Below are 12,307 nucleotides of genomic sequence, written 5' to 3'. Positions count from 1 at the left end.
ACCTTTTGCCCTGCGCTAGATTCGGAACTGGCGCAACAGCCCGTCAAGCTGTTCACTCAAACCACGCAATTGCGCGCTTGCCACACTGGATTGTTCCGCCGCCAGCGCGGTGCTGTGGGATAACCCGGCCGCCTGGGTGACGTTCTGGTTGATGTCTTCCACCACCTGGGCCTGTTGCAGGGTGGCACTGGCGATCGAGGCATTCAGGCCGTTGAGGTTCTGCAGCGCCTGGCCGATGGCGTTGAGGCTCGCGCCGGCCAGGCCCGCTTGTTCGATGGTCAGTTGCGAGGCGCTGTGGCTGTCGCTGATCACCTTGACCGCCGCTTCCGAATGGCCTTGCAGCCGCTCGATCATCGTCTGGATTTCAGCGGTGGATTTTTGCGTGCGCTGGGCCAGCAAGCGCACTTCATCGGCCACCACGGCAAACCCACGACCTTGCTCGCCGGCACGGGCGGCTTCGATGGCGGCATTGAGGGCGAGCAAATTGGTCTGGTCGGCAATTGAACGAATCACTTCCAGCACGCCGCCGATCTGTGTGCTTTCGCTGGACAGCGTACGGATAACCTCCACGGCCTGGCTGATGGTGGTGGAGAGTTGGTCGATCTGCTGCAAACTGCCGTCGATGTTGACCTGGCCTTGTTGCGCCTGGGCCTGGGCATCGCGCATTTCGCTGGCGGCGTGCTCGGCGTTCTTGGCCACGTCCTGCACGCCGTAGGTGACTTCGTTGATGGCGGTGGCCACCAGTTCCATCTGTTGCGACTGCTGCTGGCTGCGGTCGTGGGCCTGGCTGGCGTTGTGGCCCAACTCGCTCGACGACTCACCCAGGGCGCTGGCGCACACCTGCAATTGGCCGACCACCTGGCGCAATTTGGCGGTGAAGGTATTGAAGTGCTGGGACAACTGAGTGACCTCGTCGCGCCCGTGAGTGTCGAGGCTGCGGGTCAGGTCGCTTTCGCCGCTGGCAATGTTGCCCATGGCATTTACCGCCGCCTGCAAGGGTTGCACGATACTGCGCGCGATCAGCAGCACCAGCAGGGTCATGACCAGCGCAATGCCCAGGCCGATGGCAGAGGCTTTCCACACCTGCCCGGTGAACTCGGCCTGCACGTCATCCACGTAGACGCCCGAGCCGATAATCCAGCCCCAGGGTTCGAACAGCTGGATATACGAGGTTTTTTCCACCGGCGCATCGGCCCCCGGCTTCGGCCAGCGGTAATTGACGATGCCGGCGCCCTTGGCCTTGGCCAGAATCACGAACTCATTGAACACGGCAAACCCGTCCGGGTCGCGGATCGCCGAGAGGTTCTGGCCGTCCAGCTTGGGGTTGGCCGCGTGCATCATCATCACGGGGGTGAGGTCGTTGATCCAGAAGTAGTCATTGTGGTCGTAGCGCAGGCCGCGCACCGCGCTCAGCGCTTGCAGCTGCGCCGCTTCACGGGTAAGCACCCCGGTTTTCTCCAGGTTCTGGTAGTAGCTCAACACGCCGCTGGCGGTTTGCACCACGTGCTGGGTCTGTTGGCGTTTGGCCTGGTAGAGGTCGTTATGGATCTGTTTGAGCATCAAGGCGCCCAAGGTCAGCAGCATCAGCACGGCGACTATCAGGATCAGCCAGAGGCGCCGGCTGATCGACATATTGCGCAAACTGTTCATCGTCCTGTCACTCCGAGCCTTTTATAATTGTGGGTGTTACATCGACTTTTACGGCTTGTCTGATAGTCTTTCGGCCCGTAATCGAAAAACCTGAGTACTGCCTGATTTTTCACGCAATTTTTGCAGTCCGGCATTGAAAATCAACGCCGCGCTGCACCGCGCTCGTTGTCAGTGAACTTTAAAAAAACTTAAGAGGCATGCCAGGCGCGTGACCTTCGGAGAAAGCATGGATTTTTGGACCGCCATACAGGCATTGATTCTTGGCGTGGTCGAGGGGCTGACGGAGTTCCTGCCGATCTCCAGCACCGGCCACCAGATCATTGTCGCCGACCTGATCAACTTCGGCGGCGAGCGTTTCGAGGCATTCAATATCATTATCCAGCTGGGCGCGATCCTTGCCGTGGTCTGGGAGTTTCGTCGCAAGATCCTCGATGTGGTCATCGGCTTGCCCACCCAGCGCAAAGCCCAGCGTTTCACCGTGAACCTGATCATCGCCGTATTGCCGGCGGTAGTGCTGGGGGTGATTTTCGCTGACCTGATCAAACATTACCTGTTCAACCCGATCACCGTGGCCGCGGCCCTGGTGGTGGGTGGCGTGATCATGTTGTGGGCTGAACGTCGCCAACATGCCGTTCATGCCGAAAGCGTGGACGACATCACCTGGAAAGACGCGCTCAAGGTCGGCATAGCCCAGTGCCTGGCCATGATCCCAGGGACCTCGCGCTCCGGTGCGACGATTATCGGCGGCCTGTTGTTCGGCCTGTCGCGCAAGACTGCCACCGAGTTTTCGTTCTTTCTGGCCATGCCGACCATGGTCGGTGCCGCGCTGTACTCGGGCTACAAATACCGCGACCTGTTTCAGCCGGCGGACCTGCCGGTGTTCACCATTGGCTTTGTCACCTCGTTCATCTTCGCGATGATCGCGGTCAAGGGCCTGCTCAAGTTTATCGCCAACCACAGCTACGCGGCCTTTGCCTGGTACCGCATCGCGTTCGGCCTGGTGATCCTGGCGACCTGGCAGTTCGGCTGGATCGACTGGACTGCCGTCAAGCCATGAATATTCAGCATCCGCGCCTGAAGGCCCTGCTGTTTATGCTGCTGTGCGCCGCGCCGCTGTTGGGTTCGGTGCTGCTGTGGCATCGCGGCGAGACCGTCCTCCCGTTGGCAGCCTACGGCGTGGTCAGCGTGATGGCGTTTTTTCTGTACTGGAGCGACAAGCGCAAGGCGCAGACAGAGGGCCGGCGCATTCCGGAGAACATCCTGCACGCCGTCGAGCTGGCGGGCGGTTGGCCGGGTGCGTTGATCGCGCAGCAGGTGTTTCGGCACAAGACGCGCAAGGTGTCTTATCAGGTGCTGTTCTGGGTGATCGTGCTGCTGCACCAAGTGTTCTGGCTGGACCAGCTGTTTCTTGGCGGTACGCTACTCTCGATCCTCTAGCAACAACCCGACCTGCGTGCGCTTGGGCAGCTTGCTCACCACCAATTGGTGGGAGCGCTGCAACAAGCCACGCAGTTCTTCCGGCCCCAGCGGGTAGGGCGTATTCATGATGACCCACTGCGCGCGTGCCAGGTACGGCGCCGGGTGGATGCCTGGGCGGTCGACATGGCCGAGGAACAGTTCCTTGTCGACCTTGAACGCCAATGACTCGCCACGCAGGTTCTGCAACGCGAACATCTTGGTGCCGGCAATCGAGAACACTCGCACGCCACCCCATTTGTAGTCCTCGCGCGCGCCCGGCAGGCTCAGGCAGAACGCCGCGACTTGTGCTTCGGTCATGCTCATAACAGGCGATCTCCGCAACCTTTGAAGCCTTCTTCCAGGTAGTTGATCCACGCGCGGATAGCCGGCAGCACGCCGCGTCGGTGTGGGTATACGGCCTGTAGCCAGCCGCCGGGCAACGACCATTGCGGCAGCAGTTGCACCAGTCGGCCGCTGGCCAGTTCTTCTTCGCAATACATCATCGGCAGCACCGTAAAGCCCACGCCCATGAGGGCGCTGGTCTTGCGTACGATAAAGTCTTCGATACCCAGGCGAGCCTCCATGACCAGTTCATGGGCATTGCCCTGTGGGTCGATGATGCGTTGGTGCACCATGCGGTCCGCCTCCAGTGCGCCCATTATCGGCAGTTGTTTGAGGTCTTCCAGGGTTTCCACCTGCCGGTCACGCAGGAGTGTAGGGCTGGCCACCAGTACGGTGTGGGCCTGGCGCAAGCGTTTGGTGACCAGCAACGGGTCTTCGTCGCCCAGGTCGCGCACGCGCAATGCCACGTCGACGCCTTCGGCCACCAGGTCGACGCGACGGTTCACCAGGGTCATGTCCAGTTGCACCAGCGGGTGCGCGGCAAGAAACCCGGCCACCAGTTCCGGCAGGATCTGCTGCGCCAGGCCGACCGGGCACGTTACCCGCAAGCGTCCGCGAGGTTCGGTGGACATGCTGGCCACTGCCTCATCGGCCATTTCCGCTTCCAGCAACATCGCCTGGCAGTGGCGCAGGTAGCGTTCGCCGACTGCGGTAAGGGTCAGTTGCCTGGTGGTGCGTTGCAGCAGACGCGCACCCAGGCGTTCTTCCAGCTCGGCAATGCGCCGCGAGAGTCGCGATTTGGGAATCCCCAACAGGCGACCGGCGGCAGCGAAACCGCCGGCTTCGACGACTTTGGCGAAATAGTAGAGGTCGTTGAGGTCTTGCATGGTGAGCCTATTGTCCTGTCAGTGGGACAATCTATCGCATTCCAGGCGGCTTATCGACGATTGGTTGGGTGCGTAGCATCACCCCCATCTGATCGCTCCTGTCGATCCCACCTCGGAGACCCACCATGAAACTGTTGCACATCGATTCCAGCATCCTCGGCGACCACTCGGCTTCCCGTCAGCTCAGCGCCGGGGTCGTCAAGGCATGGCAAGCGGCTGAACCGGGCGTGGAAGTGACTTACCGTGACCTGGCCAGCGAAGGGATCAACCACTTCTCCGGCGCTACCCTGGGCGCATTGGGCACTGCCGCCGAACTGCGCGACGCCGCGCAAAAGCATGAAGCCGAACTGAGCGCATCGTCGCTGGCTGAATTCCTCGCTGCCGACGCCGTGGTGGTGGGTGCACCGATGTACAACTTCACCATCCCGACCCAGCTGAAAGCCTGGATCGACCGCATCGCCGTCGCCGGCCAGACCTTCCGCTACACCGAAGCCGGCCCCGAAGGCCTGTGCGGCAACAAGAAAGTCATCATCGTCTCCACCGCTGGCGGCCTGCATGCCGGTCAAGCGTCTGGTGCCGCCCATGAAGGCTACTTGAAGCTGCTGTTCGGCTTCCTCGGCATCACCGATATTGAAGTCGTGCGCGCCGAAGGCCTGGCCTATGGCGACGAGGTGCGCAGCAAAGCGTTGAGCGACGCCAAGGTGCTTATCAGCGAGCAATTGTTCGCCGCCGCGTAAGGCTTGTGTAAATCTGCGCCTTGTCGGGTTTCAATCTGAAGCCAGGCGTCTAAACTCTGTATTCTGATCGCCTGAGCGCGAGCGGAGTACGGAGTTTTTTCAGTTATGGCCCAGGTTATGCAGGCTTGGGTTCAATACCCTGGAATTTTTATACGGCATGCCGGTTCTCATGCAGCAAAGGTGGACATCCCCATGATGCGTCTCTGTGCTGTCTTGGTTCTTTCCTTGTGCGGCGGCCTGCTTTCAGTGCACGCCGCGCCTGCGCCGCACCCGCATTGGAGTGTGGGCTTTCATCGCATGAGCGTGCTGGACCCGCTGGATTCGCAGCCGATGAAAGCCATTGCGTTCTACCCCTCCACCGACCCCGAGCACGCCACGGTGCTGGGCGCCTATCACGTGGCTGCCGGTGAAGACGCCAAGGTCGCCATCGGCCGGTTCCCGATGCTGATGCTGTCTCACGGCAATACCGGTACACCGCTGGCCCTGCATGACCTGGCCACCTCGCTGGCGCGCAAGGGCTTTGTGGTGGTGGCGGTGCTGCACCCCGGCGACAACTATAAAGATCACAGCCGCCTGGGCACCGTGAGCAATTTATATGGTCGGCCGATTCAGATTTCCCAGGCGATCACCGCGAGCCTGAACGACCCGATGCTGTCGCCCTTCGTCGACATCGATCAGGTGGGCGTGATCGGTTATTCGGCCGGCGGTGAAACCGCGCTGATCCTGGCGGGCGCCAAACCTGATTTCGAGCGCTTGCGCCGCTACTGCCAGCAGCGCCCGGAGGACCGTGACGCCTGCACCACCAAAGGCGAGCTGGTAGTCGACCGCGACGACTTACAGCCCCAGGCCGACCCGCGCATCCACGCCTTGATGTTGATGGCGCCGCTGAGCCTGATGTTCGGTCGGCATACCCTGGCTGACGTGCACGTGCCGGTGCTGCTCTACAGCGGTGATGGCGACCAATTGGTGGCCGTGGACAAGAACGCCGCCGCCCTGGCGCGCAAGCTGCCGGAGCCGCCTGACTTCAAATTGTTGGCCGGGGCAGGGCACTTCGTGTTCATGGCGCCGTGCGACAGTGACCAATTGGCGACGATGCCTGCCATCTGCACCGATGCCGACGGCGTCGACCGTGAAGGCATCCACCGCGACCTGGTTTCCGAAGCCGGGCGCTTTTTCAGTCACGCCCTCGGCGAGGCCACGCGCGCCGGGTTGCAGACGGCTGATCAATAAGCGCGACGCTTGAGCAGCACGGTCAGTGCCAGCGCGGTCACTGACAGTAGCGCCGCGCAGAAGAAGATCCAGCCGTAGCCGAGGTTCAGCGCCACCGCGCCCATCAACGGCCCGGCAATCGCCAGGGCCAGGTCGAAAAACACCGCATACGCACTCAGCCCGGCGCCCCGGCTACTGTCCGGCACGCGCTTGATGGCCTCCACCCCGAGCGCCGGGTAGACCAGCGACAAGCCGAAACCGGTCAGCCCGGCGCCGACCAGCGCCACGCCGGTCGACGGCGCCAACCACAACAACGTAAGGCCGAGGGTTTCGATGAGCATGCAGGCGATGGCGGCGGTGAAACCGCCCACGCGGCTGATCGCGGAAATAAACACCAGGCGCGACAGGATAAAACACACGCCGAATACCGTCAGGCAGTACGCCGCGCCGGCCCAGCCTCGATTGAGGTAATACAAGGTAATGAAGGTGGTCAGCGTGCCGTAGCCGATCGAGGCCAGGCACAGGCTGGCACCGAACGGTGCGATACGGCCGAACACCGACCGGAACGGCAGGCGCTCGCCGCGCACCACCGGTACCGAAGGTTTATTGCGAATCAGCACCAGGCCCAGCGCGGCCAGGCCCGTCAGCGAAAGCCCCAGGCTGGCGAAGCCATAGTCGGCCACCATCACCACCCCCAGCGGCGCGCCAATGGCAATGGCACCGTAGGAGGCGATGCCGTTCCAGGAAATCGAACGGGCCGTGTGTTCGGTGCCGACCGCGCCCATGCACCAACTGATGGTGCCCACGCCGATCAGGCCCTGAGCCACCCCCAGCAACAGCCGACCAGCAATCAGGACAGCCAGGCTCAGCGCCGGCATGCCTTCCAGCAGTACCGCGATAAACGTCAGCACACCGCTGATCAAAATGCCAGCCAGGCCCAGCACAATCGCGCGTTTGGTGCCGACGTTGTCCGACATGCGCCCGGCCATCGGCCGACTGAGCAAGGTGGCCAGGTATTGCGAACCGATGGTCACCCCAGCCACGACGGCGCTGTAGCCCAGATGTTCGTGCACATAGCCTGGAATCACCGCAATCGGCAGGCCGATGCAGATAAACGCGATAAAGGTATAGAAGACGATGGAGACGATCTGCAGGGTGATCGACAGGGAGGAGGCGGCGGCAGGCATGGGCACTCGTTCGCGTGCGGGTGGTGACGGCATGATGGCATAACCCGCCTTCCTGTAGGCGCGAGCTTGCTTGAGAAAAACGTTAACGATAACGCAAGTAACCTGGCTCACCGTGGTGCGCTCGGGTTCTTCGCGAGCAGGCTTGCTCCTACCGCGAAAAGCAAAAAGCCCTATTGCATTGAATAGGGCTTTTCCTTGTCGCTGGCAGCTAAAAGCTAATGGCTGCCCTTAAAACACCACACCCTGGCTACGCAGGTAGTCGTCATAGGTGCCGCTGAAGTCGATCACGCCGCTGGCGCTCAACTCGATGATGCGGGTGGCCAGGGACGATACGAACTCACGGTCGTGGCTGACAAAGACCAGCGTGCCCGGGTAGTTCTCCAGCGCCAGGTTCAGGGCTTCGATGGATTCCATGTCCAAGTGGTTGGTCGGTTCGTCCATGATCAGCACGTTCGGCTTTTGCAGGATCAGCTTGCCGAACAGCATGCGGCCTTGTTCACCACCGGAGATCACCTTCACCGACTTCTGGATCTCGTCGTTGGAGAACAGCATGCGGCCCAATGTGCCGCGAATCATCTGCTCGCCCTGGGTCCACTGGCCCATCCAGTCGAACAGGGTGACGTCGTCTTCGAAGTCATGGGCATGGTCCTGAGCGTAGTAGCCCAGTTCCGCAGCATCGGTCCACTTGATGCTGCCGGCATCCGGCGTCAGTTCGTTGACCAGGGTGCGCAGCAGGGTGGTTTTGCCGATACCGTTCGGGCCGATGATCGCCACGCGCTCGCCGGCTTCGATCTGGAAGCTGAAGTCTTTGAACAACGGCTTGCCGTCAAAACCCTTGGCCATCTTTTCGACCATGACCGCTTGGCGGTGCAGCTTTTTGTTCTGTTCGAAACGGATGAACGGGCTCACACGGCTCGAAGGCTTGACTTCGGCCAGTTGGATCTTGTCGATCGCCTTGGCACGGGAAGTCGCCTGCTTGGCTTTCGAGGCGTTGGCCGAGAAGCGGCTGACGAAGGATTGCAGCTCCGTGATTTGCGCCTTCTTCTTGGCGTTGTCCGACAGCAGTTGCTCGCGGGACTGGGTCGCCACGGTCATGTACTCGTCGTAGTTGCCCGGGAACAGGCGCAGCTCGCCGTAGTCCAGGTCAGCCATGTGGGTGCACACGCTGTTCAGGAAGTGACGGTCGTGAGAGATGATGATCATCAGGCTGGAACGCTGGGTCAGAATGTTTTCCAGCCAGCGAATGGTGTTGATGTCCAGGTGGTTGGTCGGTTCGTCGAGCAACAGCACTTCCGGGTCGGAGAACAGCGCCTGGGCGAGCAATACGCGCAGTTTCCAGCCGGGGGACACTTCGCTCATCGGGCCGAAATGCTGTTCCAGTGGAATACCCAGGCCCAGCAGCAGCTCGCCGGCACGGGATTCGGCGGTGTAGCCGTCCATCTCGGCGAACTCGGTTTCCAGCTCGGCCACGGCCATGCCGTCTTCTTCACTCATTTCCGGCAACGAGTAAATGCGGTCGCGCTCAGCCTTGACCTTCCACAGCTCTTCGTGGCCCATGATCACGGTGTCGAGCACGGTGAATTGTTCGTAGGCGAACTGATCCTGGCGCAACTTACCCAGGCGCACGTTCGGCTCCAGCATGACCTGGCCGCCGGACGGGTCGAGGTCGCCGCCAAGGATTTTCATGAAGGTCGACTTGCCGCAACCGTTGGCACCGATCAAACCATAGCGGTTGCCGGCGCCGAACTTGACCGAGACGTTCTCGAAGAGCGGCTTGGCGCCGAACTGCATGGTGATGTTAGCTGTGGAGATCAATTACTTTACCTATCAATGGGTTGCGAGCGTGATGGCAGGCGCCTTCAGGCATGCGTCAACAGCGACATCAAGGCGCGAAACCCGGTCGCTGAGCGGAAAATTTTGGATGTGTGTTGGAATTTGGCGCGCATTGTCGCATATGTCAGCCGACAGTTGTAAGGCGAGCGAAGGATGGTTTCGCCAATGTCTCCGGCATGGCCAGCCATACCAGCAGCAACGCGACGGCGGCCACCCCGGCGAGGGTCAGGAAGGCGGCGTTGTAGCCGGCCAGTTGCACCACGAAGCCGGCCAGGCTGCTGCTCAGCGCCGCGCCCAGGCCAAATACCGTCGACAGCGCGCCGAGGCTGACGTTGAAGCGGCCGGTGCCTTGGGTCAGGTCCTTGACGATCACCGGGAATAACGCGCCGAAAATGCCGGCGCCGATGCCATCGAGCAGCTGCACGGCAACCAGCCAGTAGGGGTCGCTGGACAAGGTGTAAAGCATGCCGCGCAGCGGCAGAATCAGGAAGCCGGCCAGTAACAGCGGCTTGCGTCCCCACAGGTCGGCCTTGGCGCCCACCAGCATCGCCGTCGGCACCATCACCAACTGCGCGGCGACGATGCAGGCCGAGGTCAACGGCGTGGCCATCTGCAGGTTGATCTGCGACAGCTTCTGGCTGACCAGCGGCAGCATCGCGGCGTTGGCCAGGTGAAACAGCGCGCAGCAAATGGCGAACAGCAGCAACGGACGGTTGGCGAGCAGCACGTTCAGGCCCGAGGGCTGCTCATGGCCGGTGTGATGCGCCGGGTCGAAGCCGCGGGCGACCTCATGGTCGATCGCCTTGGCCGGGACGCAAGCGACCGCGATGACGCTGGCGACGGCCATAAACGCCATCAAGTAGAACACCACCACCGGCCCGAACAGATACGCCAGGCCTCCGGCCAACAGCGCCGCTACGGCGTTGCCGGCGTGATTGAAGGTTTCGTTGCGCCCGGTACGCCGGGTAAACGCGCGCGGCCCGGTGATGCCAAGGGAAATCGCGGAAATCGCCGGGGCAAACACCGACGCGGCGATGGCGCTGGCGGCCTGGGTCAGCGCCACCCAGCCAAACGAACTGACGAAAGGCAGCATCAGGCAACTGAGCGTCACCAGCAGCGCGGCAAGTGCAATCACTGCGCGCTTGCTGCGGGTACGGTCGATCAACGCGCCCGCCGGGCCCTGGGTGACCAGCGCGGCGATGCCCGCCACGGTCATGACCACGCCGATACTGGCCGGCTCCCATTGGTGCACCGCCAGCAGGTAAATCGCCAGGTACGGGCCCAGGCCGTCGCGCACATCCGCGAGGAAGAAATTCAGGCTGTCCAGGGACAAGGCAGTGCGCAGGTCTGAGTGATGGGCCACGGTGGAACCTTCCAAAAGCGCAGTTCAGGGGCTGAACACGCGTTGGGCTAGTGACCTGCGCGCTTGACAATAAGTTTCTCGGTCGCCTGAGGTTTGCCGGGGCTCATATCCCCCGCACCCAGGCGCTCGGGCTTGGCGCGATTTTCTGCACGTAAAAAAAGCCCGCCGGTAGGGGCGGGCTAAGGGATTCACTGGAGTAGGTAGGCTTCACCCTATAGACCGGAAAGTGAACGCCTTGTGAAAATGCCGTGATCAAACCGGATAAGTCCACCGTTCACGCCCGACGCACAAAGGTGCGCATGGTTTGCCCCGGCCCTGTGCTGAATACGGTTGGCCGGGGCATGCCTTCATCGGCCGCGATAAATACAAAATGATCGCCTTCGAGCTGGTAGCTGGCCGGTAACGACTTGCCGGCGTCCGCGCCGATGGCGTCCACCCAGGTAATACTTTTGGGCGTGGTGTCGGCGTCCAGCACAAAACGCCCAGCCAGCAGGATATGACCCTCAAGTGTGACCACTTCAAATGTATCCCCACTGATAGTGGTTATCGCACCTGGCGCGCTATGTGCGTCGGCAGGGTTGGTTACGCCACTGTCTTCCAGGGCAATTTGCTCCCAGGCGCCTTGGAGGGCGTGGAAATCCGTAACCGAAGGGGATGGCATGCAACTTCCTTTTTGCTGAGGGGCGAGGTAGGGAATTGTATCTGTAATCTGACGGTGCTTCAGGGCGTAGGATTTTTTTCTTTATGGGACAGCTATTTGACAGCTTTTTCATGTTGTATTGGCTACGCTTGTAGTGTGATAAATCCCACACCAAAAGGCCTTTCTGCCTACCCGTTGACATAAAGCAGAAATAATCCTTTAAACAGTGGGATTTTTCGTCAGACTAGGTGGTCAGACTGCCATTGGTCCGCCGTGCTCAGGGCGTTGTCCCTGATTTTTGAAGCCGTAACGGCTTCTTTTAAGTGATGGCCTTTTAGTATTAATTTAAGGTGTTCTTATTTTGAATCGTACTTCCCCGCCTACTGCTGCTGTAGCGTCTGACGAAATTGATCTGTTTGAGTTGTTTCATGCCATCTGGCGGCAAAAAAAGCTGATCGTGGGTTGTACGGTTCTGGCGGGGGTTTTAGGCGTGGGGTATGCCTTTCTGGCACCCAAGACCTATGAGGTCAGCAGTGTGCTGCGGCCTGCGGCGATCAACGAACTGGACGCCTTGAACCGCTCCGAAGTGTATAAGTTGCCGCCCGCTGATGCGTTGCTCAAAGTGGGCGCGCAGTTGGACTCTTACGAGGCTCGCCTGGGCTTCTTCAAGGATCACGAAGAACTGTTCAAGGCGTTCCAGAAGCCTGGGCAAACCCTGGAGCAGAGTTTTGAAGCCTTCAATCGAAACTCGGTCAATCTGATCCTGCCGGACCCCAAGAAGTCCGACTCGCTGAGCAACTACATACGCCTGGAATTGCAGTACCCGACTGACGTGGACGGGGTGAAAATTCTCAACGGGTTTGTCGACTACGCCATTGCTGCAGAGCGGCAGCAAGTTGGCGCCGACCTCAAGGTGATCGTCAACAACCGCCTGACTGAACTCAAGGGCAAGATCGACGCCGCCCGCGCCAACTACGATTCCTTGTCGGTATCGTAGTTGG

11 protein-coding genes and 1 pseudogene are annotated in these 12,307 nt (G+C 60.9%); 5 read left to right on the top strand and 7 right to left on the bottom strand.

All coding sequences use genetic code 11. The features are described 5' to 3' along the window. Positions 1 to 15: 15 nt before the first annotated feature. Entirely contained in the window at positions 16 to 1,650 is a 1,635-nt protein-coding gene (locus Q1V60_RS22170) for a methyl-accepting chemotaxis protein (protein WP_300634841.1), read from the bottom strand. Between the two features lie 226 nt (positions 1,651 to 1,876). Between Q1V60_RS22170 and Q1V60_RS22165 the strand changes: the two genes are divergently transcribed. Together Q1V60_RS22165 and Q1V60_RS22160 are read left to right on the top strand one after the other, a co-directional pair. Continuing rightward, on the top strand, positions 1,877 to 2,707 hold the full coding sequence (locus Q1V60_RS22165) for an undecaprenyl-diphosphate phosphatase (RefSeq protein ID WP_300634839.1): 831 nt from the start codon (positions 1,877 to 1,879) through the stop codon (positions 2,705 to 2,707). Beyond that, positions 2,704 to 3,087, top strand: a complete 384-nt coding sequence (locus Q1V60_RS22160) for a DUF1294 domain-containing protein (protein ID WP_300634837.1) — start codon at positions 2,704 to 2,706, stop codon at positions 3,085 to 3,087. Before Q1V60_RS22165 ends, Q1V60_RS22160 begins: the two co-directional genes overlap by 4 nt. Here the strand turns inward: Q1V60_RS22160 and Q1V60_RS22155 are convergent. Together Q1V60_RS22155 and Q1V60_RS22150 are read right to left on the bottom strand one after the other, a co-directional pair. Beyond that, positions 3,070 to 3,432, bottom strand: coding sequence for an MmcQ/YjbR family DNA-binding protein (locus Q1V60_RS22155; RefSeq protein ID WP_300634835.1), 363 nt, complete (start codon positions 3,430 to 3,432; stop codon positions 3,070 to 3,072). The two genes, Q1V60_RS22160 and Q1V60_RS22155, sit on opposite strands and share 18 nt — an antisense overlap. Continuing rightward, positions 3,429 to 4,337: a LysR substrate-binding domain-containing protein gene (locus tag Q1V60_RS22150; RefSeq protein ID WP_300634834.1), complete on the bottom strand. Its 909-nt coding sequence runs from the start codon at positions 4,335 to 4,337 to the stop codon at positions 3,429 to 3,431. Before Q1V60_RS22150 ends, Q1V60_RS22155 begins: the two co-directional genes overlap by 4 nt. 125 nt (positions 4,338 to 4,462) lie before the next feature. On the opposite strand from Q1V60_RS22150, the gene Q1V60_RS22145 reads away from it, so the two are divergent. Then, the gene (locus Q1V60_RS22145; RefSeq protein ID WP_300634832.1) at positions 4,463 to 5,074 is read left to right on the top strand and encodes an FMN-dependent NADH-azoreductase; all 612 of its coding nucleotides are present in this window, start codon (positions 4,463 to 4,465) and stop codon (positions 5,072 to 5,074) included. 192 nt (positions 5,075 to 5,266) lie between these two features. Further along, the gene (locus Q1V60_RS22140; RefSeq protein WP_300634830.1) at positions 5,267 to 6,304 is read left to right on the top strand and encodes a dienelactone hydrolase; all 1,038 of its coding nucleotides are present in this window, start codon (positions 5,267 to 5,269) and stop codon (positions 6,302 to 6,304) included. Here Q1V60_RS22140 and Q1V60_RS22135 read toward each other — a convergent pair. From Q1V60_RS22135 to Q1V60_RS22120, 4 genes are all read right to left on the bottom strand, one after another. Further along, positions 6,298 to 7,470, bottom strand: coding sequence for an MFS transporter (locus Q1V60_RS22135; RefSeq protein WP_300634828.1), 1,173 nt, complete (start codon positions 7,468 to 7,470; stop codon positions 6,298 to 6,300). The two genes, Q1V60_RS22140 and Q1V60_RS22135, sit on opposite strands and share 7 nt — an antisense overlap. Before the next feature lie 228 nt (positions 7,471 to 7,698). After that, on the bottom strand, positions 7,699 to 9,285 hold the full coding sequence (locus Q1V60_RS22130; RefSeq protein ID WP_300634826.1) for an ABC-F family ATPase: 1,587 nt from the start codon (positions 9,283 to 9,285) through the stop codon (positions 7,699 to 7,701). A 142-nt stretch (positions 9,286 to 9,427) separates the two neighbouring features. Then, positions 9,428 to 10,666, bottom strand: a complete 1,239-nt coding sequence (locus Q1V60_RS22125; RefSeq protein ID WP_300634824.1) for an MFS transporter — start codon at positions 10,664 to 10,666, stop codon at positions 9,428 to 9,430. A gap of 274 nt (positions 10,667 to 10,940) precedes the next feature. Beyond that, a complete protein-coding gene (locus Q1V60_RS22120) occupies positions 10,941 to 11,327 on the bottom strand; it encodes a TIGR03067 domain-containing protein (RefSeq protein WP_300634822.1) in 387 nt (128 codons plus the stop codon). A gap of 340 nt (positions 11,328 to 11,667) precedes the next feature. Between Q1V60_RS22120 and Q1V60_RS22115 the strand changes: the two are divergent. Further along, a pseudogene (locus tag Q1V60_RS22115) lies at positions 11,668 to 12,288 on the top strand (Wzz/FepE/Etk N-terminal domain-containing protein); the annotation flags it as partial. Positions 12,289 to 12,307: the final 19 nt, after the last annotated feature.

It is taken from the genome of Pseudomonas sp., assembly GCF_030147005.1.
In the GTDB taxonomy this organism is placed as follows: Bacteria; Pseudomonadota; Gammaproteobacteria; order Pseudomonadales; family Pseudomonadaceae; genus Aquipseudomonas.
The sequence above is the reverse complement of the archived record's forward strand: the minus strand, read 5'-3'. Positions and strand labels throughout refer to the sequence as shown.

What these genes read in the sequence shown, in the direction of transcription:
- Q1V60_RS22145 (WP_300634832.1), top strand. Translation starts at nt 4,463, where the DNA reads ATGAAACTGTTGCACATCGATTCCAGCATCCTCGGCGACCACTCGGCT.
- Q1V60_RS22155 (WP_300634835.1), bottom strand. Translation starts at nt 3,432, where the DNA reads ATGAGCATGACCGAAGCACAAGTCGCGGCGTTCTGCCTGAGCCTGCCG.
- Q1V60_RS22140 (WP_300634830.1), top strand. Translation starts at nt 5,267, where the DNA reads ATGATGCGTCTCTGTGCTGTCTTGGTTCTTTCCTTGTGCGGCGGCCTG.
- Q1V60_RS22135 (WP_300634828.1), bottom strand. Translation starts at nt 7,470, where the DNA reads ATGCCTGCCGCCGCCTCCTCCCTGTCGATCACCCTGCAGATCGTCTCC.
- Q1V60_RS22170 (WP_300634841.1), bottom strand. Translation starts at nt 1,650, where the DNA reads ATGAACAGTTTGCGCAATATGTCGATCAGCCGGCGCCTCTGGCTGATC.
- Q1V60_RS22150 (WP_300634834.1), bottom strand. Translation starts at nt 4,337, where the DNA reads ATGCAAGACCTCAACGACCTCTACTATTTCGCCAAAGTCGTCGAAGCC.
- Q1V60_RS22160 (WP_300634837.1), top strand. Translation starts at nt 2,704, where the DNA reads ATGAATATTCAGCATCCGCGCCTGAAGGCCCTGCTGTTTATGCTGCTG.
- Q1V60_RS22120 (WP_300634822.1), bottom strand. Translation starts at nt 11,327, where the DNA reads ATGCCATCCCCTTCGGTTACGGATTTCCACGCCCTCCAAGGCGCCTGG.
- Q1V60_RS22165 (WP_300634839.1), top strand. Translation starts at nt 1,877, where the DNA reads ATGGATTTTTGGACCGCCATACAGGCATTGATTCTTGGCGTGGTCGAG.